This window comes from Desulfobacula toluolica Tol2 (assembly GCF_000307105.1).
GTDB lineage: Bacteria > Desulfobacterota > Desulfobacteria > Desulfobacterales > Desulfobacteraceae > Desulfobacula > Desulfobacula toluolica.
On sequence record NC_018645.1, the window covers coordinates 3,604,819 to 3,624,819 of the forward strand.

A 20,001-nucleotide genomic window follows, 5' to 3' on the forward strand; every position below is an offset into this window, starting at 1 on the left:
AAGTCACACAGTGGAAAAAGGCCCGTTATTAACGCCACGGTGCCGGGCGCAAAAAATTTATCAGACATAAAACACACGCCCCGGGAACACGCTTGGATTCAAAAGGCCCTGGTGAAAGCTCAACATGGCATCTTCGACATCCTGACGGAATTTCATGTCCGTGGCCTCCCTGATCCCGTCCGGGTGGCAGTGCTGATTGTTGGCAATTTTATTGAAATAGATTTCGTGATAATACGGCATATGACGCTCGGCATAGGCCAGCATGCCCTGTGCCAGATCATGGAACCCGGCCACCCAGGTATAGGCTATGACATCGATGATGGTTCGATCCGTAATAACAATATCAAACCGCTCCAGGGCGGTCAGTTCCTGTTTGATCTGATTGCCGAACAACCATTGCTGCGCCACTTCGGTGGTTTCCTTATTAATAGGATATGGGCAGAAGGCCTCCTGGTCGCACAGAACATGAACCGATTTTTTCGGCTGCAGGTATTTCAGATCTACGGCCATGCGATAAGCTGCTGTAGATTTGCCGGTGCCGTGTGTGCCTGAAAATGAAATGATCCTGGACATTCAATAATACTCCTTTTTTCCGGTTAAAGGGTTCATGATGGAACGCTTGCCTTTTTCAGGCTTTTTGGTTTTCTGTACGGGAAGCGTGGCCTTAAGCTCCGCAATCCTGCGTTTTGTTTCCTTGACTAACTCTTCCATTGAATCAATGGCCTTTATTATTGCCAGATGCTCCGGTTTCAGTTTTGTCAGGGACATGATTACCTTCCCGTACCTGTCGCGGATTTACCGTCCGGGACGAATTCAGTTAAAACCGCCTTGTATTTTGCTTTCAGATCAGCCAGGGCGCTCATGGCCTCATCACACTCCTTGATGCCGGTCAAAGCCTCAGACCGACTGACCTTGTTGTCTTCAAGGGCCTGAAGCGTGGCCCGGAAAGCTTCGCCCGATTCCTTGTCGGCATTGGACAAGAGTTTTAAAAAGCCCTTGTTTTTATCCTGATTTTTTGGAATGGTGAAAATGCCCCGATCCATGGAATTCAGCATCATGGAAACGGGTTTGAAATTGCCCGTTATACAGCAGATCTTAAAAATGGTTTTGAACCCCAGTTTATATCTTGGCTGGCCGTCAGGGTTTTCCGGGTCCGGGGGATTGACCTCCAGATTATAATTTGGATCAAGCTGCTTATATAAAGAATTGACCGAAATCCCCAGGTAGTCGGCTAATTCCTTGGAACCGTAATCATGGGCGATTTTCTGCAACTCAAGTAACGCCCCTCTCCAGTCAACATGCACCATAACAATCAATCCCCAATTCCGTTATTTACAATTTGATCCTGTTTTGATTGATTATTACGAGTTCGCCTTCCATTCATAAAAACAGGAGATGAAAAATGACTTATCAAGATGTATTGATCCAAATCCTTTCTGAAGTAACCGGCAAACCAAAAACAGAAGTTGGAAATCTTTTTGATGCAATTAAAACGACGATCCCACCAGGGCATAAATTTGATGAAGAGCTCCCACCTGAAAAGGCGAAAAAAATACTTTCCGACCTCCGAAAGGAAAAAAGCGGGATACTCACTTGGCTTGCTCAAGGCGCTATTAATGCTGAAAAAAAAGCCGGACATGCTTAAGCCACCAATTGCTTGAACAATTCTCGAACTTTTTCACAAATAATCCAGTAGTCATCATCCGTTCGAACAATTGTTCTCAAAAACTTTTCAAAGTCATACAAACCATGGTGGTGGTCATCAACACGGCGCTGCCGTGGTTTGAATACACCTTCAACCGATTCTGAAACCAGATCACGTAATTCCTTATATTTTTCCGCAACATTTTTTCTATCGAGGTTGGCACCTTTAATATCAAGCTCTTTGGCTATGTCCAAAATTCTGATTTTTTGATCATTGGTCAGTGATTCCATTGGAAACTCTCCTTAAAGTTATGGTTCATAACAAACACCCGCCGTGCCTGTTATTTTTATTTGAAAACAATGTGGCTATTCTGCAATCAATTAAGTTCATGCAACCAACATTTTTGGACTTTCTGTTTGCTTTTTACCCGTTTTCGGATTATCTTCTGACTTAGAATGTGTGTCTGACAAACATAATTCAGGAAACCGGAGCTGTATGATTTTTAAAACAACATCACCGGGCGGAGTTGTTTTGCCGGATTCATAAAAGGAAATATTGTAACGTTTTTTATTAATTAATGGGGAAAGCTGATCTTGAGTTAAGCCAAGTGCTTTTCTTGAAACTTTAATAAAAGTTGCTGTATCCATAATTAGCTCCCAATAAAGTGTGTATTACAAGCATTGTGTGCTTAAAATACACACATATATTTGGCCATGTCAATATTTTTTTGCTTAAATTTTAAGCTTTTTTTTAATGAAGTTATGAAAACATCTGAAATAATAAAGAATTTAAGAAAAAAAACGAGCTTAAAACATAAGCATATAGCGGACGTTTTAGGTATGAGCCGCTCAAATTATGGAAATAAAGAAAACGGCAAAATTTCTTTCACAGCCGATGAACTTTTTTTAGTCCTTGAATTCCTAAGAAAACATGTAACAGAAGAAGAATATTTAAATTCTATCACCGACTTAATAGGATCACAAAGCCAGGCCGTAAAAACCGAAATAAAAAAGTCCACTGACCAGCAAAAACAAAAAACACCAGTCCCGATGGACTCCGCCATCCAGATCCTCCAGGAGGCCTTGGAAGAAACCGGCGTCAAAATCAATGAAAAACAAAAACAGGCTGTCCTTAAAATACTCCGGGAAGAACTGGCAAAATCAGAGAATAAAACAAAAGATGATATCAAAAAATATCTTGAGGTTTTTGGGAAATAGAGGTCAGCTTCAATCCACGCCTGATACCGTATTTAACCGATATCCTTATCAATGACATGCGGGAGTTTTATTTGCATTTGTAAATTGTATTATAGATTCAATTTTTCATAAAAAAAAATGCAAAAATAGGGGTTTTCCCTGATTGACTTTTACTTATTTGGATTGTATGTCATAAACACATTGTTCGCAAAAAATCATTAATTACCGATCAATTCATCGGATGAAATTGAGAATTTTTAACAAGAAAAATAATAATAACAGGTGATATATGATTCCACAAGGCGTCAAATATGTAGGCTTCCCATGGTTTGAAAAAAAGAATTTCAAGAAACTGATGAAACTATTCGTTGACAACCATCTTTTGCATGATTCCTATGGTGAATGGCTCAAAGATGCTGAGCATAAATATAACTCTCTCAAGGAAAAAGGCATCACCGTCGACAAAGTCAACATCGATCCGAAGACCTTTCCTTCGTGGTGTAAAAGTAGAGGCTTGAATATCGATACCAAGGCAAGGATGGAGTTCGCCAACGAGTTTGTTGCCAGAAAGTATCTCGGGAAATAAAGCAACTACCTTACTTTTGCCATTATCAATTGATATTACGGCTTTATTGTTACTATGCTGTTTGTTTTTGAGATTCATCTTTTATTACTCCAATTAATTTATCGTAAAAGATAATGCACATTAACAATATATACTCTTTTATACAATGAAAATAAATAAATAAACTCAGGACAAAGCTATTCGATATATTCAAGAATACGGCTGAACCCTGAAAAGGGGCCGGTTAAATTGTATGTCATAAATACATTTTTTATTGACACAATTGATACTCTATTTTATAACGGCTGGGATTTTATACGATTGCATTTTATGCTATTGTTGTTATTATTAACGAAAAAGGAATCAAAAAGAAGGAGGTTGTTATGGCGATACCAATTGCACCGACCCCCGTCTTAAAAGGCAAAGAAGCCGTTGAATTCCAGAAACGTCTTGATGCCGATTTAAAACGGCCGGTTTCATTGGTCGACACACCCAAACTTGAAAAAGCGCGTAAATTAATCAAACAGTATGCCGCACAATACAAGAAATAGGATCAATGAAGACGGGTGGCTCTTAACAAAATTAGTCGACTTTAACTTATCTAAAAACTTCGACTGTGGGGATTGCGATTTGAATGAATATTTCAAAGAAGACGCAGTTGCCCACAGAGAGGAACTTTTAACAGAAACATATCAACTGACAGATACCTCATCGGAGTTACCCTTCCCCATCGGCTTGGTAAGTTTATGTAATGATGCTGTCAGGAAAGAGAAAATCAAAGGGCAGGATTTTTACAAAGACCTTGCAGACAAAAAGCGATACCCGGCCTATCCTGCTGTTAAAATAGCAAGGCTTGGGATTCATATTGATTTTCAAAACGTAAATATGGGTCGGCACATGATTAATTTAATAAAAAGAATGTTTCTGGATGATAATAGAACCGGCTGTCGACTGCTAACTGTGGATGCGTATAACAATGAAAATGAAAAGGTTGTTAATTTTTATAAAAAAAACGACTTTCAATTTTTTAATAATAAAGACGCAACCAGGCAAACCAGAGCAATGTTTTTTGATTTAAAACGACTGTCCTTACATTTAAAATAATTATCCTATCTTGATTCATTAGTTTTTGATGGGGAAGTTATTTCGTCCTCATTCCTAATCAATCTCGACTCTGTTTCGTCCGTTTTGTTTTGCAGCATACAAAGCCTTATCCGCATATTTGATAAGTGAATCTATTGAGATATTTTCATCATTCCATCTTCCTGCGACACCTATACTAACGGTTATTCCAGTTATATTCCCGTCTAAATTCAGAATCATTTTTTCAATGGCCTGCCTCAACCTTTCAGAAATAGTTGCGGCAACCTTACGATTCGACTCTGGCATTATCAATATGAATTCTTCACCTCCGAATCTTCCGAGATGGTCGACATCGCGTATATTAGCTGCAATTGTTGCAGCGAATTCTTTTAATACTTGATCTCCACACTGATGCCCCCAAGTATCATTTACATTTTTGAAATGATCAATATCAAACATCAACACTGAAAGCGGGGTATTCATTCTGATCGAACGCCTCATTTCAATCTCTGCCTGAATTTCAAACTGACGTCTGTTAAAAACTCCAGTCAAAGGATCAATCGCAGCCAATTTTTCAAGCCTTTGCATCAACATTCGCTGTTCGGTAATATCGTAAAATGTGATAATTGTACAAACATGGCTTTTGTTTATGATTTTTATCTGTTTTAAGGATAATTTTAAAAAGACCTTGCTGGTATCAGTTTCTAAAACAATTTCCATACCTGCAATAGAAAAATTATTAATACCGTCTATTATTTCTGGCTGAAAAACAAAAAGCTGCTCCAGACTCTTTCCAATGGCTTTATCGTTGATTGACTTAAATAACGTAGAGCAACGTTTATTAAAATCAATCAGTTGTAAATCAGGATTAACAACAAGTATGGCATCATTCATTTCATCAAATACAACATCCCTTGCAACTGGAACAATATTGAAAAGCGAAAACCAATAGATGGCGGACGCATAGAGAATCGCACTGATTGTAAACATGTAAGGGTTAATATCAAAATGTTTCGGAGCAATTCCGCCCAAATAAATCAGTAAAGTAAACCATTGAAGAATCAATGCGACCATAATCAACAGCGTCTGCATTCGGTACACAAATGCTGTTTTAAAAAAATACTTAATAAACAAAACTGTACAATAACTTAGTGCATAGAGAAGATATATAATATTTATGAAATAAAAAATACCTGCCTCGAAACTCAACATCGGCCCAAAATGAGAGTTAAAGACAGCAGGATTTTTATAAAAAAGTTGGTGATACTGATTTGTCCACCTAGCAACAAATGAGATAAATGGGACTATAAAAAATAATAAACTCCTAATACAGGTTACTTTTTCCCCATAACCTGTATAGCATAAGGTGAAGATTATTAATAATCCGGGTATAAATGGTATTCCGATATATTGAAATTTAGACCAGAAAAGCATGGATTCCAAATTTACGCTCATCCGCTCAAATGCATAACCAAGTGCATAAATAGCTGCTGCTGCTGTAAAAAGTGAAAAACTGAAATTCAGGGGAGTCAATTTAAATCTTAAACTATAGATACAAAGAGAAATACAGAAAAAAAAACTTACAAAAAGCATTATATCGGGCAATCCTATCTCCATGCTATAAATATCATTCTCATGAATTGTAACTTCTTATTTTTCATACGCTACTCATTCTTTATCAATCAAATTAACAGGTTAAATATATTTTTTATAAAATAGCTAAATATTTGAAATTATTAATATTCAAATCAAGCCAAAGCCGTATCTTAAATTTGAATGGCATTTGAAATAACAAAACTAACGTTTGGGTAACGGGCGGCAAGGGTTTCCAAAAAAATTAAATGAAAGCACATCATTCAAAAGTTTTTTTAACCTTTAAAAAGAAGGAGACCCTTACTGTCCGGTTCACACGCTGGTTATCTTTAAAATTTTGTATAGCTAAAAGAGGCTGTCATTCAGTTTAAATTATAAAGTCTACTGACATTAAAACGTTCAAATTCAATTTGTCATGTTGTTAAGATTCAAAAATTAAAGAAAAACAAGAGTATCCTGTTAAAAAGACCATGGGTTTTTATTAACAAGGGTTTTTAAGCTTTCTCCGAATATTAACTTTTTGTACAAAGTTAATATTCAGATAGACATGGATCACTGTCTTTTGATCTTCTCAACCACATCCTTTGGAATATCCCTGGCCCTGATATTATCAGGGTTGGAAAGGTCCATGCATATCCGCTTTTCAAAACCTTCCACCGTTAGTGTGTCATCCGATGCAAGTGTGATCCTGTGATTCAGGTGAACGGTCTTGTCTGTCAGTTCTTCAATGCCGGTGGTGATCCGGATGGTCTCATGATAACGGCCCGGTTTGAAATAGCGACATCCGGTCTCCACCAGTCCGAACCCAATCTGCCTTTTTCCCATCAAATCGTTCAAATTTACGCCCAGAGACTCAAAAAAAAGGTGGCCGCAAGCGTCGATCCATTCATAATAACGGGGGTAAAACACGATTCCCACAGAATCCAGGTCACCCCACATGATTTTCCGTTCCACAATATTTTGATATGTCATTTGAGTTCTCCATTATTGTGCTAAATCAGAGTTATAATAATGATCTGCCTGATCCCGGTCCTTCGAGGACAGAAAAAACTAAAATTTTCTTATAAAGTGGCCCCCATGTCAAGACCTTTCTTGTTGTTTCCTTTTAACAATGAATCTCGTTAAATTTTTGACACAATAAAAATGGAGCTGTTTTAACAGTTTACCTCCTTCCAGTATCTTCTTACATCATAAAAGCCATAACCCCTTTAAATATCCGAATATTAACTTTTTACCAAAAGTTAATATTCAAATTCTCTGAAATGAGAAATTATAAATATACATTTCCAAAGTCAATATTAATTATTATCCTATCTATGAGCATACTAATGATCCAATTTTTTATATACTAAAGTGGATCAATTCCAAAACTGCGGTTGCTGAACGCTTGGGTAACGGGCAGCAAGGGTTTCCAATAAAGTTAATTGGAAGCACATCATTTAAAAGTTTTTCAACCTTTAAAAAGAAGGAGACCCTTGCTGTCCGGTTCACCCGCCTGTTGTGTGCCGGGCACGGCACACGTCTTAAGGGTGAGCCTGCATCTTCCTTTATGGAAGTCAAGGCAAGTCCCAAGCCCAGCCAGATGGAGGCGAAGGGCATAGTGTTATCACAACGGGGTCCCGGTGACGGTACTCCGGAAGGCAGTGGCTTCGCCGAGGCGGAGTGGCACAAAAGTACGGGGTGACGTACAGAAATCGAGTTAGGCGTGCATTTGCGGGACGAGCCTGCAACACAAGGTAAAGTCCTCTATCCATTATAGGCAATGTCCGTATACTCGGCACCCACGTATTGAAAGACGTGTGTTTTACCCCGGGAGATCTTCCATGCTGCCCTGGGATGCCGCGTGCGGCAGAAATTGGCTGAGGGCAGGGTAACCTGCTCCGACCGCATGGAAGAAGTCAGCAGAGGGCATAGTAGCCGCAGGAAAACGAGCCGTGAATTCCACGGAGGACTCACCCCGGTGAAGGCCCGAACGGTGCCCGGACCGAATGGTACGGGTAAATGATAGAGACAAATAGGAGGTGTATACTTATGGACATATTGCCACAGCAGATGGAAATGTTCACAGCGTTACAGATCACCGAAAGTCCGACAGAAAGTTCCCGACTCATGGAGTTTATCCTTGAAAGGGGAAACATGTTCAGAGCATTAAAAAGGGTCCGTAGCAACAAAGGGGCACCTGGAATCGACAACATGACCGTTGATCAACTACCGGGTTACCTCAGACGCCACTGGCCCAAAGTTAAGGGAAAGTTGCTGCAGGGAAACTACAAGCCATTACCGGTGAAAAGGAAAGAAATTCCTAAACCCGATGGCGGAGTAAGACTGCTCGGCATTCCAACAGTTTTGGATCGTTTGATCCAGCAAGCCGTCAGCGAGATATTGCAGCAAATATGGGACCCGCATTTTTCTGAGTCCAGTCATGGATTCAGACCTGGAAGATCCCAGCATGATGCCATACTCCAAGGCAAAGTTTATCTGCTCTCAGGATATACACACTCTGTTAATATGGATCTTTCCAAATTTTTCGACAGAGTGAACCATGACCGCCTCATGAGCCGTCTGGCTGAAAGAATAAAGGATAAGCGGGTTCTCAAGCTTATCCGAAGTTACTTAACAGCCGGTGTCATGATCGACGGGGTGGTTGTATCTGCCGCTGAAGGAACTCCTCAAGGCGGCCCTCTTTCACCAGTGATCTCAAATATCGTTTTGGATGAACTGGATAAAGAGTTGGAGAAAAGAGGGCATAAATTTGTCAGATACGCTGATGACTTTGTCATATATCTCAAGAGCAAGAAAGCGGCCGAACGTGTTATGAAAAGTGTTACACGGTTTATAACCGTAAAGCTCAGGCTCAAGGTCAATGAAGAGAAAAGCAAGGTCAGCCGACCATGGCTGGACAAATTTCTCGGCTACACATTTATCAGTATGTGCGGCAAGACCAAGATCCGCATACACCGGAAAACAATCGAGCGCTTCAAAGAAAGGGTTCGAGAATTAACAAACCGGAACTGTGGTCTAAGTCTTCCCCAGATCATTGATAAATTGAATATGTACATCAGGGGATGGTGGAATTATTACTGTCTCACCGAAGCAAGACACATATTCAAGTCCTTGAACGGCTGGATTATCCGCCGCTTGAGATGTGTTGTATGGAAACAGTGGAAAAATCCCGGAACGAAAATCCGGAACCTGCTTAAACGAGGCATACCGTTTCAATATGCCGTCACTTGCGGAAATTCCCGCAAGAAACACTGGCGCATGAGCAGGGTTAAATGGGTTGTCATGGCTCTGCCAAACAAATATTTCCTTTCTCTTGGATTATTTCTGCCCGGGAACTAATCTGCCTGATCAGCCGAACCGCCGGATACGCGATCCGTATGTCCGGTGGTGTGGGAGGGCTCCTCAGTGATGGGGGGTCCTATCCCGATATGCCATTGATTTCTGATTCTTTTTATTGGTCTGTCATAGCGAGCTTTATTCCAAGTGCTGCAAAGGTGGCAGCAAAGGTACGTTGTAAACAAATAATGATCCTGGGTGAATTAACTACGTATCTACGAACACCATTTGCCGAAATACCATAAAATATGAATACGACTAAAGTCATGGCCATGAACATTAAACTGAGAAGAACCATATTTAAAGTTGGCGAGGAAGCATTTGGATTTACAAAAAGAGGTAAGAAAGCTAAAAAAAATATAGAAAGTTTTGGATTGAGAATGTTGATCAAAAATCCTCTTCTGACTATTTGCCATAATCCAATCTTTGTTGAAGGCGAGTCGAATTTTAATGAGCCTGTTTCTCTCCACATAGCCCAAGCTAAATACAACAAATACGCAGCACCTGCTAATTTGATAACTTGGAATGCGAGAGCACTCATATGAATAATAAAAGATAATCCAAGTATGCTTGCAGATAAATGCGGTATAATTCCTGCTGTGCAGCCAAAAGCAGCCGCAATACTTGCTCGCCAACCAAGGAAAAGGCCATTAGAAATCGTATAAATCACCCCCGTACCTGGTATCAGAACAACGACAAGTGACGTTATCAGAAATTCTGTACTAAACATTTTATTTTCTCCTTAAGCATATGTGACTTTTGATACACGGGTATAACGCTTGGGTAACGGGCAGCAAGGGTTTCCAATCAGTTGATTAAAAGCACATCATTCAAAAGTTTTTTCAACCTTTAAAAAGAAGGAGACCCTTGCTGTCCGGTTCACCCGCCTGTTGTGTGCCGGGCACGGCACACGTCTTAAGGGTGAGCCTGCATCTTCCTTTATGGAAGTCAAGGCAAGTCCCAAGCCCAGCCAGATGGAGGCGAAGGGCATAGTGTTATCACAACGGGGTCCCGGTGACGGTACTCCGGAAGGCAGTGGCTTCGCCGAGGCGGAGTGGCACAAAAGTACGGGGTGACGTACAGAAATCGAGTTAGGCGTGCATTTGCGGGACGAGCCTGCAACACAAGGTAAAGTCCTCTATCCATTATAGGCAATGTCCGTATACTCGGCACCCACGTATTGAAAGACGTGTGTTTTACCCCGGGAGATCTTCCATGCTGCCCTGGGATGCCGCGTGCGGCAGAAATTGGCTGAGGGCAGGGTAACCTGCTCCGACCGCATGGAAGAAGTCAGCAGAGGGCATAGTAGCCGCAGGAAAACGAGCCGTGAATTCCACGGAGGACTCACCCCGGTGAAGGCCCGAACGGTGCCCGGACCGAATGGTACGGGTAAATGATAGAGACAAATAGGAGGTGTATACTTATGGACATATTGCCACAGCAGATGGAAATGTTCACAGCGTTACAGATCACCGAAAGTCCGACAGAAAGTTCCCGACTCATGGAGTTTATCCTTGAAAGGGGAAACATGTTCAGAGCATTAAAAAGGGTCCGTAGCAACAAAGGGGCACCTGGAATCGACAACATGACCGTTGATCAACTACCGGGTTACCTCAGACGCCACTGGCCCAAAGTTAAGGGAAAGTTGCTGCAGGGAAACTACAAGCCATTACCGGTGAAAAGGAAAGAAATTCCTAAACCCGATGGCGGAGTAAGACTGCTCGGCATTCCAACAGTTTTGGATCGTTTGATCCAGCAAGCCGTCAGCGAGATATTGCAGCAAATATGGGACCCGCATTTTTCTGAGTCCAGTCATGGATTCAGACCTGGAAGATCCCAGCATGATGCCATACTCCAAGGCAAAGTTTATCTGCTCTCAGGATATACACACTCTGTTAATATGGATCTTTCCAAATTTTTCGACAGAGTGAACCATGACCGCCTCATGAGCCGTCTGGCTGAAAGAATAAAGGATAAGCGGGTTCTCAAGCTTATCCGAAGTTACTTAACAGCCGGTGTCATGATCGACGGGGTGGTTGTATCTGCCGCTGAAGGAACTCCTCAAGGCGGCCCTCTTTCACCAGTGATCTCAAATATCGTTTTGGATGAACTGGATAAAGAGTTGGAGAAAAGAGGGCATAAATTTGTCAGATACGCTGATGACTTTGTCATATATCTCAAGAGCAAGAAAGCGGCCGAACGTGTTATGAAAAGTGTTACACGGTTTATAACCGTAAAGCTCAGGCTCAAGGTCAATGAAGAGAAAAGCAAGGTCAGCCGACCATGGCTGGACAAATTTCTCGGCTACACATTTATCAGTATGTGCGGCAAGACCAAGATCCGCATACACCGGAAAACAATCGAGCGCTTCAAAGAAAGGGTTCGAGAATTAACAAACCGGAACTGTGGTCTAAGTCTTCCCCAGATCATTGATAAATTGAATATGTACATCAGGGGATGGTGGAATTATTACTGTCTCACCGAAGCAAGACACATATTCAAGTCCTTGAACGGCTGGATTATCCGCCGCTTGAGATGTGTTGTATGGAAACAGTGGAAAAATCCCGGAACGAAAATCCGGAACCTGCTTAAACGAGGCATACCGTTTCAATATGCCGTCACTTGCGGAAATTCCCGCAAGAAACACTGGCGCATGAGCAGGGTTAAATGGGTTGTCATGGCTCTGCCAAACAAATATTTCCTTTCTCTTGGATTATTTCTGCCCGGGAACTAATCTGCCTGATCAGCCGAACCGCCGGATACGCGATCCGTATGTCCGGTGGTGTGGGAGGGCTCCTCAGTGATGGGGGGTCCTATCCCGATATACACTTGAAATAAAATGAATGTATATTGATAAAAACCTATGGCATAATTTTCTAAAATAGTTGCTACTACCTTGAAGCAGTTAATTCAACGATATGTTTTGCCGCCTCTTGGACCAAAACATTTCTAGCCTTATCAGCTCCCTGCAAAGTCGTGGCACCTCCATATTCGTTATTAAACCCGACTTCCAGCCCTGTAAAACGCTCTTGACCTTCCATCTCTGCAAATACTTTCCCGTCTGATGAAATGTATTTCGCAGTATAAATCAAAGACCCTCGACCAGCGCCAAACCCGATAATGAGCCTCGCCGCTGCATTCCCAGGAGAGAAAGTCTTCACATCAACGGCAAGAGTCATCCCTTCTTTTTCATCATCGATATCAAAACCTGCAATGATCAATTTCGCTTTCAAGTACTTCTCTAAATCATGCAGCAACCTATCATCCACGCCTTGCCCAGCTCCATTAATGTGTATTTCAGATATGTTATTTGAAATTGATGCCAGATTACCTGATGGGGCTTGAGCGATATGCTTTGTTGAACATCCAGTTACCAGTACAACTGCAATAAAAATAAAAAATATTGCTTCTCGATATTTGTTCCTTCTCATGATGCCTCCTTCATGTATAACGATTGGGTAACGGGCGGCAAGGGTTTCCAATAAAGCTCGTTGAAAGCACATCATTCAAAAGTTTTTTCAACCTTTAAAAAGAATGAGACCCTTGCTGTCCGGTTCACCCGCTGGTTCAAGTAAGCCGCTACGCGGCAGATTAAGCCGTATCATCATTGTTCAATTCCATTGCTCATGGTATCTTGTTACCGGCTTGCAGGTCGGTATCTTCACCCGACAAGGTTAAAGAAAAAAGGAAGATACCATGAGCAATTTAATCAAACGTTTTAAAGAAGATCTCCAACTTGCCGGTTATGCAAAAAGGAGCATTCAATCCTATACCAGTTCGGTTTTAAGACTACAGCGCTTTTACAATAAACCATTAGAAGATATCACTGAAGAACAGCTCCGTCAATACTGGCTTTGCTGCCAGAATGAATTCGGCTGGAGCGCTGCTACTCTGCGGATCAGTTACTCTGGTATTCAGCATTTTTTTACCAAAACGCTGGTCCGGTCCTGGAACATTTTCAACGACATCAAATGGAAGCGTGAGCAGACCTTACCGACTATTCTGAGTCTGGAGGAAGTCAGAAAGATTATTTATGCCCTTCCCACTGTGCAAAGTCATGCATTTTATTTGACATTATATTCCATGGGACTGCGTTTAAGGGAGGCAACAACACTTCAGGTCAAAGATATTCTTTCCGACAGGGGACTTGTGCATATTCACGGTGGAAAGGGTGCCATGGACAGGACGGTGCCTTTACCCAAAATAACCCTGTTGACGTTGCGCAAATACTATAAAACCCATCGCAATTCAAAATGGATATTCCCTGCTTTGGGCCGCAATGGCGGTAAGGACGCTCAATATGCCAAAAATCATGTCAGTGACAGTGGGGTTCAAGGCGTTTTGCGATCTACTTTGAAACGCCTGAAGTTTAAAAAACATGTTCACCCTCATGTCTTCCGCCATGCCTATGCGACGCATTTGCTGGAAGCTAATATCCCCATACGCCATGTGCAAAAAATATTAGGCCATAAAACCCTTAAAAGCACCATGATTTATCTGCATGTGACCACACAGGCCCAAGTTGATTCCAATGACAAAGTTTCCAAAGTCATGCAGGGGGTGTTGTCATGAGTGCTGTTCAAAAAATCTTCCAAATGTATGGGCCGAAATATCTGACACTTTATGGAGATCGAATGCCGAAGTCTCATAAAAAAACCATACGGGATATCAGTGCCTGCAGAAAGGGTTCCTTTGGAACAATGGTGTATGAATGTGATGACTGCCGTAATCTGCATTTTATTCACTGCTGCTGCGGCAATCGTCATTGTCCCAACTGTCAGCAGAGTAAAGCGGACCAATGGCTGGATCAGCAGATGAAAAAGCTGCTGCCGACCTATTATTTCCTGTTAACCATTACACTTCCCCAGGGCCTGCGGGATGTTGTAAGGTCTCATCAAAAATTATCTTATGGTGCCCTGTTTTCATGCACCAATGAAGCCCTGAAAAAACTGGCACAAGATACACGGTTTATCGGATCTGATCGAATCGGATATCTGGCAGCCCTCCACACATGGGGCGGCATGCTTCAGTATCATCCACATTTGCATATAATAATTCCCGGAGGTGCTTTATCTGATAATGACCAATGGCTTTCTTCCAGACAGGATCTGTTTGTTCACACAAAACCTCTGGCGGTCATTTTTAAAGCCAAATTCAAAGATGCCATAAAAAAAGCCGGGCTGCTCGATAAAATTGATTCCGCAGTATGGAAACAGCAATGGGTGATTGACAGCCAGGCCGTGGGGCAGGGACAAAATTCCCTGCGCTATCTTTCAAGATATGTGTTCCGGGTTGCCATCTCCAATAATCGTATTAAAAGCATTGAAAATGGCGTCATCAAATTTTTGTATAAAGACCGTGAAAAAAAGAAGTGGAAAACTATGGCATTGGATGCCATGGAGTTTATCCGACGGTTCTTGCAGCATGTTCTTCCCAAAGGGTTTATGAAAATTAGACATTATGGATTTCTCAATCCCAACAGCGCATTGTCCATAGAAAAAATCCGTGAACTCATCTCATTCATCCATGACATTATTGCTCTTTTTATTAAAATCCCGGAACTTGAAATACCGGGTATTAAATGCAGCCATTGCGGGCATGATTTGAAATTTATTTTCTTTGCAAAGCCGGAACCAAGAGGCAGGCCCGGATAACTTCACAAAACTGACTACCCGGTGTTGCTCGACTTTAAAAACAGCCTGATAAATGACTATCGACATGCTTCAGTATCCGTACGCCAAATTGACGGTATTTTAATTTTTGACCTGGGTTTTAAGGGCTGAAAACGACCTGAATTTTGATTTTTACATCAGGATAAAGGCCATCTTTTGATATTTTAATCACATCTTGTCATAAACACATCCAGCAAATCGTTAACCTTTCCCCCTATTGATCCGCGGCTTCTTGAACCATAGGATTAGTACCGAGCCTCGTGCCTCGGCACGGTTACTAATCCTTTATTTGTTATGCGGTTTTGTTTGTTCTATGTCCTATTAGACCGTGCCAATATCCTTTTAATCTATTTTTAAGTTTATGCCTGCAATCATCGCAGAATGCTGGAAGATTTGGCATGTTAGTTTTTTCCCTTACCCATATTAGATCAGATGTCGATCTACGATTAAGTAACTCACCGCAATCATCACAGTAGATCTGTGAAAACACTTGTTTTTTCTTTTTATATTTTTTACTCATTAATATCCTTAACGTATTATTTTAAACTGAGGGCTATCATTTTAAGCTAGAACACCCCGTAGAATAAGGATCTTCTGAAAGGGCTTGTTTCTGAGGCTTACACGCTGAAAGATTCTCATCTATCGGTTCAAACTGTCCCGCTTTAGTCAGTAGCTAAGCTGAGCATAACGCTTGGGTAACGGGCAGCAAGGGTTTCCAAAAAAGTTAATTGAAAGCACATCATTCAAAAGTTTTTTCAACCTTTAAAAAGAAGGAGACCCTTGCTGTCCGGTTCACCCGCCTGTTGTGTGCCGGGCACGGCACACGTCTTAAGGGTGAGCCTGCATCTTCCTTTATGGAAGTCAAGGCAAGTCCCAAGCCCAGCCAGATGGAGGCGAAGGGCATAGTGTTATCACAACGGGGTCCCGGTGACGGTACTCCGGAAGGCAGTGGCTTCGCCGAGGCGGAGTGGCACAAAAGTACGGGGTGACGTACAGAAATCGAGTTAGGCGTGCATTTGCGGGACGAGCCTGCAACACAAGGTAAAGTCCTCTATCCATTATAGGCAATGTCCGTATACTCGGCACCCACGTATTGAAAGACGTGTGTTTTACCCCGGGAGATCTTCCATGCTGCCCTGGGATGCCGCGTGCGGCAGAAATTGGCTGAGGGCAGGGTAACCTGCTCCGACCGCATGGAAGAAGTCAGCAGAGGGCATAGTAGCCGCAGGAAAACGAGCCGTGAATTCCACGGAGGACTCACCCCGGTGAAGGCCCGAACGGTGCCCGGACCGAATGGTACGGGTAAATGATAGAGACAAATAGGAGGTGTATACTTATGGACATATTGCCACAGCAGATGGAAATGTTCACAGCGTTACAGATCACCGAAAGTCCGACAGAAAGTTCCCGACTCATGGAATTTATCCTTGAAAGGGGAAACATGTTCAGAGCATTAAAAAGGGTCCGTAGCAACAAAGGGGCACCTGGAATCGACAACATGACCGTTGATCAACTACCGGGTTACCTCAGACGCCACTGGCCCAAAGTTAAGGGAAAGTTGCTGCAGGGAAACTACAAGCCATTACCGGTGAAAAGGAAAGAAATTCCTAAACCCGATGGCGGAGTAAGACTGCTCGGCATTCCAACAGTTTTGGATCGTTTGATCCAGCAAGCCGTCAGCGAGATATTGCAGCAAATATGGGACCCGCATTTTTCTGAGTCCAGTCATGGATTCAGACCTGGAAGATCCCAGCATGATGCCATACTCCAAGGCAAAGTTTATCTGCTCTCAGGATATACACACTCTGTTAATATGGATCTTTCCAAATTTTTCGACAGAGTGAACCATGACCGCCTCATGAGCCGTCTGGCTGAAAGAATAAAGGATAAGCGGGTTCTCAAGCTTATCCGAAGTTACTTAACAGCCGGTGTCATGATCGACGGGGTGGTTGTATCTGCCGCTGAAGGAACTCCTCAAGGCGGCCCTCTTTCACCAGTGATTTCAAATATCGTTTTGGATGAACTGGATAAAGAGTTGGAGAAAAGAGGGCATAAATTTGTCAGATACGCTGATGACTTTGTCATATATCTCAAGAGCAAGAAAGCGGCCGAACGTGTTATGAAAAGTGTTACACGGTTTATAACCGTAAAGCTCAGGCTCAAGGTCAATGAAGAGAAAAGCAAGGCCAGCCGACCATGGCTGGACAAATTTCTCGGCTACACATTTATCAGTATGTGCGGCAAGACCAAGATCCGCATACACCGGAAAACAATCGAGCGCTTCAAAGAAAGGGTTCGAGAATTAACAAACCGGAACTGTGGTCTAAGTCTTCCCCAGATCATTGATAAATTGAATATGTACATCAGGGGATGGTGGAATTATTACTGTCTCACCGAAGCAAGACACATATTCAAGTCCTTGAACGGCTGGATTATCCGCCGCTTGAGATGTGTTGTATGGAAACAGTGGAAAAATCCCGGAACGAAAATCCGGAACCTGCTTAAACGAGGCATACCGTTTCAATATGCCGTCACTTGCGGAAATTCCCGCAAGAAACACTGGCGCATGAGCAGGGTTAAATGGGTTGTCATGGCTCTGCCAAACAAATATTTCCTTTCTCTTGGATTATTTCTGCCCGGGAACTAATCTGCCTGATCAGCCGAACCGCCGGATACGCGATCCGTATGTCCGGTGGTGTGGGAGGGCTCCTCAGTGATGGGGGGTCCTATCCCGATAGATATTTTTTTGTTCCTGGCCCTGGGTTTTGCAAAAATTCCAGATTCTTCATCATATTTATTTTCATATATTTGATTATCTAAATACTTGAACCATTTATGATAAACACATAAGCTGTCGTGTTCAATTGAGTATTTGATATCTTTTTCACTACCGTCTGTTGAAATATTTCCAAAACTCATGTGGTCGCAAATTGGAGCAATTTTGTTAAGCGTTAAACCTCCAATTCTCATGGTTGTTTTTAAACTTGTAAAAATCGAGGGATATATCAATGAGATCAAGCTTTCATTAACTAAACTAGCTGAATTTACACCACAAACGAATCCATTCTTTGTTAATGTTGGTCCTCCACTTAATCCTGGTGGAATTTTATAATTAACGGAAAAACATGGTGCATTTAGGTAGCTTTTTACAAATTTATTAACGTATATATTCGTGATCTCACCTTCATAGACAGCAAAGTCAAAAGAAAGATTGTCTCGCCAATTAAACCTTCCACTCTTGATTTCATCCAAGGGCAAGCCATTTTTACGGTCATAATCGAAATTTGTATACCCACATGAAAATACTTTTGTTCCAATTTCAGGCATAGTTGGTTTTATCGACAAATATTCAATTGGAATCAGAGAATCATGATAAACTGGGGATGCATAAAAGATATCTCCGGGCACACAAGCAGCAATATGTTCAATACTAATAAATGTAATATTAGATACAGTGTCGTTTTTGGAATTAAATCGAATTGCTGCAAAGCCTAAATCACCTTTTACATCAACGTGATACTTTCCTTTTGCAAGCAAATCAGCTACTTGTTGATTGTGATTTGACTTTGATAAACCCTCATCAAATACATGAGAGGCTGAAAGCATTATCCCAAAATTACCAACAAAAAAAATAGTCCCTATCGGATAAAATGAGTTGTCACAGTAATAAGCAAAAAGCATTGTCGAATGGCTCAAAGGATTTGTATGAGGGTTTAAATTCCAAAACATTTGTTCATTCGTTTTGTATGTTGTTATTTGATTTATAAGATTCATTTGATATTTGATATTTATTCTAACGCTTGGGTAACGGGCAGCAAGGGTTTCCAAAAAAGTCGATTGAAAGCACATCATTTAAAAGTTTTTTAACCTTTAAAAAGAAGGAGACCCTTGCTGTCCGGTTCACCCGCCTGTTCTCTTGTGTTTGATTATGCCACTTCTAATTTTAGGCTCTTTCCCAAAGCTTGTGCATAGTTTACAAGAGTTGACAGACGAATATCTTCAGCATGATTCTCAATTCTTGAAATTGCAGATTTGCCAGTTTTTAATTTATTTGCTACTTGTGCTTGAGTAAGCCCTGCATCAAGTCGAGCCTGTTTAAGAAGAGCGCCAATTTTGAACTGCTCATAGCCCTTATCATAGTTTTGAGCAAATGCAGGACTCTCTTTTTTTCTTTTCTCAATATATTTATCAAGGTCATCCATAATTACCTCCTGCTCAAATAATCTTTCTTTCTATTTTCTGCCAATTTAATTTCTTTCCTTGGGGTTTTCTGAGTTTTCTTTTGAAAAGAATTTGTCAAAATTATTAATTCTTGATCCTGTATAAAACCAAGAAGGCGGAAAATATTCTTTCCAACACTAACTCTTACTTCCCATATATCATCTGTGTTGACCAGTTTCTTAAAATATTTGGTTGAGATGTTTTGTGTTTCTCGTATTAATTTCAGAACCCAAGTAATTTTGGTGACCTGAGTATCTGAGAGTGATTCCAAGTGATCTTCAACGGGACATTTGCCTGAGGTGGTCTTGTAAAATGATATCAATCTCATAAATATAAAGTATACAAATATGTGAACTTAGTCAAGCATATTAAAATTTGACGATTAAAAGAGAACGCTTGGGTAACGGGCAGCAAGGGTTTCCAAAAAAGTCGATTGAAAGCACATCATTTAAAAGTTTTTCAATCTTTAAAAAGAAGGAGACCCTTGCTGTCCGGTTCACCCGCCTGTTAGAAAAAAAAACGCTCGAATAAGCCCCACCACCATTATTTAATGATTTTACTCATGATTGATCGAATATTGATGATGAGCTTTACATCTGCGTATATCGCTCACCCAATTTTTACTAAGCGTCACGATCCAGAGTTAGTGCGACGTGAGCATGTTTTTAGCTTGATTGTTTATCTTTT

26 protein-coding genes are annotated in these 20,001 nt (G+C 41.4%); 10 read left to right on the forward strand and 16 right to left on the reverse strand.

Features of this window, described 5'->3' with window-relative positions; all coding sequences use genetic code 11:
- Nucleotides 1-60: 60 nt before the first annotated feature.
- The 3 genes from TOL2_RS16405 to TOL2_RS16415 are packed head-to-tail and all read right to left on the reverse strand — an operon-like array spanning nt 61 to nt 1,307.
- Nucleotides 61-573 (reverse strand): AAA family ATPase, encoded by a 513-nt coding sequence (locus TOL2_RS16405; RefSeq protein WP_014958432.1) that lies wholly within the window; start codon nt 571-573, stop codon nt 61-63.
- The gene (locus TOL2_RS16410; protein ID WP_014958433.1) at nt 574-768 is read right to left on the reverse strand and encodes a hypothetical protein; all 195 of its coding nucleotides are present in this window, start codon (nt 766-768) and stop codon (nt 574-576) included. It lies immediately after the preceding gene.
- Between the two features lie 2 nt (nt 769-770).
- On the reverse strand, nt 771-1,307 hold the full coding sequence (locus TOL2_RS16415; protein ID WP_014958434.1) for a phage regulatory CII family protein: 537 nt from the start codon (nt 1,305-1,307) through the stop codon (nt 771-773).
- Nucleotides 1,308-1,402: 95 nt separating this feature from the next.
- Between TOL2_RS16415 and TOL2_RS16420 the strand changes: the two genes are divergently transcribed.
- On the forward strand, nt 1,403-1,645 hold the full coding sequence (locus TOL2_RS16420; RefSeq protein WP_014958435.1) for a hypothetical protein: 243 nt from the start codon (nt 1,403-1,405) through the stop codon (nt 1,643-1,645).
- On the opposite strand, the gene TOL2_RS16425 is transcribed toward TOL2_RS16420, so the two are convergent.
- Together TOL2_RS16425 and TOL2_RS16430 are read right to left on the reverse strand one after the other, a co-directional pair.
- Nucleotides 1,642-1,935, reverse strand: a complete 294-nt coding sequence (locus TOL2_RS16425) for a hypothetical protein (RefSeq protein ID WP_014958436.1) — start codon at nt 1,933-1,935, stop codon at nt 1,642-1,644. The genes TOL2_RS16420 and TOL2_RS16425 overlap by 4 nt on opposite strands.
- A 96-nt stretch (nt 1,936-2,031) precedes the next feature.
- Nucleotides 2,032-2,292: a helix-turn-helix domain-containing protein gene (locus TOL2_RS16430; RefSeq protein WP_014958437.1), complete on the reverse strand. Its 261-nt coding sequence runs from the start codon at nt 2,290-2,292 to the stop codon at nt 2,032-2,034.
- 114 nt (nt 2,293-2,406) lie between these two features.
- Between TOL2_RS16430 and TOL2_RS16435 the strand changes: the two genes are divergently transcribed.
- From TOL2_RS16435 to TOL2_RS16445, 4 genes are all read left to right on the forward strand, one after another.
- Nucleotides 2,407-2,862, forward strand: coding sequence for a helix-turn-helix domain-containing protein (locus tag TOL2_RS16435; RefSeq protein WP_041279578.1), 456 nt, complete (start codon nt 2,407-2,409; stop codon nt 2,860-2,862).
- Nucleotides 2,863-3,130: 268 nt separating this feature from the next.
- Nucleotides 3,131-3,427 (forward strand): hypothetical protein, encoded by a 297-nt coding sequence (locus TOL2_RS16440; RefSeq protein ID WP_014958439.1) that lies wholly within the window; start codon nt 3,131-3,133, stop codon nt 3,425-3,427.
- A 362-nt stretch (nt 3,428-3,789) separates the two neighbouring features.
- Nucleotides 3,790-3,957 (forward strand): hypothetical protein, encoded by a 168-nt coding sequence (locus TOL2_RS24990; protein ID WP_158406132.1) that lies wholly within the window; start codon nt 3,790-3,792, stop codon nt 3,955-3,957.
- A 79-nt stretch (nt 3,958-4,036) separates the two neighbouring features.
- On the forward strand, nt 4,037-4,510 hold the full coding sequence (locus TOL2_RS16445; protein WP_014958440.1) for a hypothetical protein: 474 nt from the start codon (nt 4,037-4,039) through the stop codon (nt 4,508-4,510).
- 54 nt (nt 4,511-4,564) lie between these two features.
- Here the strand turns inward: TOL2_RS16445 and TOL2_RS16450 are convergent, their stop codons facing one another.
- The 3 genes from TOL2_RS16450 to TOL2_RS24330 all read right to left on the reverse strand — a co-directional run bounded on the left by TOL2_RS16450 (nt 4,565) and on the right by TOL2_RS24330 (nt 7,681).
- Nucleotides 4,565-6,094, reverse strand: coding sequence for a histidine kinase N-terminal 7TM domain-containing diguanylate cyclase (locus TOL2_RS16450; RefSeq protein ID WP_041279579.1), 1,530 nt, complete (start codon nt 6,092-6,094; stop codon nt 4,565-4,567).
- A gap of 540 nt (nt 6,095-6,634) precedes the next feature.
- Nucleotides 6,635-7,054: an acyl-CoA thioesterase gene (locus TOL2_RS16455; protein WP_014958442.1), complete on the reverse strand. Its 420-nt coding sequence runs from the start codon at nt 7,052-7,054 to the stop codon at nt 6,635-6,637.
- A 369-nt stretch (nt 7,055-7,423) separates the two neighbouring features.
- Nucleotides 7,424-7,681 (reverse strand): hypothetical protein, encoded by a 258-nt coding sequence (locus TOL2_RS24330; RefSeq protein WP_083863725.1) that lies wholly within the window; start codon nt 7,679-7,681, stop codon nt 7,424-7,426.
- 402 nt (nt 7,682-8,083) lie between these two features.
- Between TOL2_RS24330 and ltrA (TOL2_RS16465) the strand changes: the two genes are divergently transcribed.
- Nucleotides 8,084-9,424, forward strand: a complete 1,341-nt coding sequence (ltrA, locus tag TOL2_RS16465) for a group II intron reverse transcriptase/maturase (RefSeq protein WP_014957509.1) — start codon at nt 8,084-8,086, stop codon at nt 9,422-9,424.
- Between the two features lie 112 nt (nt 9,425-9,536).
- Here the strand turns inward: ltrA (TOL2_RS16465) and TOL2_RS16470 are convergent, their stop codons facing one another.
- A complete protein-coding gene (locus TOL2_RS16470) occupies nt 9,537-10,151 on the reverse strand; it encodes a LysE family translocator (protein WP_014958443.1) in 615 nt (204 codons plus the stop codon).
- Between the two features lie 96 nt (nt 10,152-10,247).
- Nucleotides 10,248-10,412 (reverse strand): hypothetical protein, encoded by a 165-nt coding sequence (locus TOL2_RS24995; RefSeq protein WP_158406100.1) that lies wholly within the window; start codon nt 10,410-10,412, stop codon nt 10,248-10,250.
- Between the two features lie 402 nt (nt 10,413-10,814).
- On the opposite strand from TOL2_RS24995, the gene ltrA (TOL2_RS16475) reads away from it, so the two are divergent.
- Nucleotides 10,815-12,155: a group II intron reverse transcriptase/maturase gene (ltrA, locus tag TOL2_RS16475; protein ID WP_014957509.1), complete on the forward strand. Its 1,341-nt coding sequence runs from the start codon at nt 10,815-10,817 to the stop codon at nt 12,153-12,155.
- A gap of 157 nt (nt 12,156-12,312) precedes the next feature.
- Here ltrA (TOL2_RS16475) and TOL2_RS16480 read toward each other — a convergent pair whose 3' ends face one another.
- On the reverse strand, nt 12,313-12,852 hold the full coding sequence (locus TOL2_RS16480; protein ID WP_051012437.1) for a DUF4410 domain-containing protein: 540 nt from the start codon (nt 12,850-12,852) through the stop codon (nt 12,313-12,315).
- Between the two features lie 265 nt (nt 12,853-13,117).
- Between TOL2_RS16480 and TOL2_RS16485 the strand changes: the two genes are divergently transcribed.
- Nucleotides 13,118-13,993, forward strand: coding sequence for a tyrosine-type recombinase/integrase (locus TOL2_RS16485; RefSeq protein WP_014957515.1), 876 nt, complete (start codon nt 13,118-13,120; stop codon nt 13,991-13,993).
- A complete protein-coding gene (locus TOL2_RS16490) occupies nt 13,990-15,075 on the forward strand; it encodes an IS91 family transposase (protein WP_014957514.1) in 1,086 nt (361 codons plus the stop codon). Before TOL2_RS16485 ends, TOL2_RS16490 begins: the two co-directional genes overlap by 4 nt.
- A 310-nt stretch (nt 15,076-15,385) precedes the next feature.
- Here TOL2_RS16490 and TOL2_RS16495 read toward each other — a convergent pair whose 3' ends face one another.
- Nucleotides 15,386-15,613 (reverse strand): hypothetical protein, encoded by a 228-nt coding sequence (locus TOL2_RS16495; protein ID WP_041279581.1) that lies wholly within the window; start codon nt 15,611-15,613, stop codon nt 15,386-15,388.
- A 219-nt stretch (nt 15,614-15,832) separates the two neighbouring features.
- Nucleotides 15,833-15,997: a hypothetical protein gene (locus TOL2_RS25000; protein ID WP_158406100.1), complete on the reverse strand. Its 165-nt coding sequence runs from the start codon at nt 15,995-15,997 to the stop codon at nt 15,833-15,835.
- Nucleotides 15,998-16,399: 402 nt separating this feature from the next.
- Here TOL2_RS25000 and ltrA (TOL2_RS16505) point away from each other — a divergent pair, with 402 nt between their 5' ends.
- Nucleotides 16,400-17,740 carry a group II intron reverse transcriptase/maturase gene (gene ltrA / locus TOL2_RS16505; RefSeq protein WP_014958445.1) on the forward strand — a complete coding sequence of 447 codons (1,341 nt, stop codon included), beginning with the start codon at nt 16,400-16,402 and terminating at the stop codon, nt 17,738-17,740.
- Here ltrA (TOL2_RS16505) and TOL2_RS16510 read toward each other — a convergent pair.
- From TOL2_RS16510 to TOL2_RS16520, 3 genes are all read right to left on the reverse strand, one after another.
- Nucleotides 17,737-18,867 (reverse strand): hypothetical protein, encoded by a 1,131-nt coding sequence (locus TOL2_RS16510; RefSeq protein ID WP_014958446.1) that lies wholly within the window; start codon nt 18,865-18,867, stop codon nt 17,737-17,739. The two genes, ltrA (TOL2_RS16505) and TOL2_RS16510, sit on opposite strands and share 4 nt — an antisense overlap.
- A gap of 152 nt (nt 18,868-19,019) precedes the next feature.
- Nucleotides 19,020-19,295, reverse strand: a complete 276-nt coding sequence (locus TOL2_RS16515; protein ID WP_014957538.1) for a helix-turn-helix domain-containing protein — start codon at nt 19,293-19,295, stop codon at nt 19,020-19,022.
- A gap of 2 nt (nt 19,296-19,297) precedes the next feature.
- Nucleotides 19,298-19,642 carry a type II toxin-antitoxin system RelE/ParE family toxin gene (locus TOL2_RS16520; RefSeq protein WP_041279438.1) on the reverse strand — a complete coding sequence of 115 codons (345 nt, stop codon included), beginning with the start codon at nt 19,640-19,642 and terminating at the stop codon, nt 19,298-19,300.
- Nucleotides 19,643-20,001 lie beyond the last annotated feature (359 nt).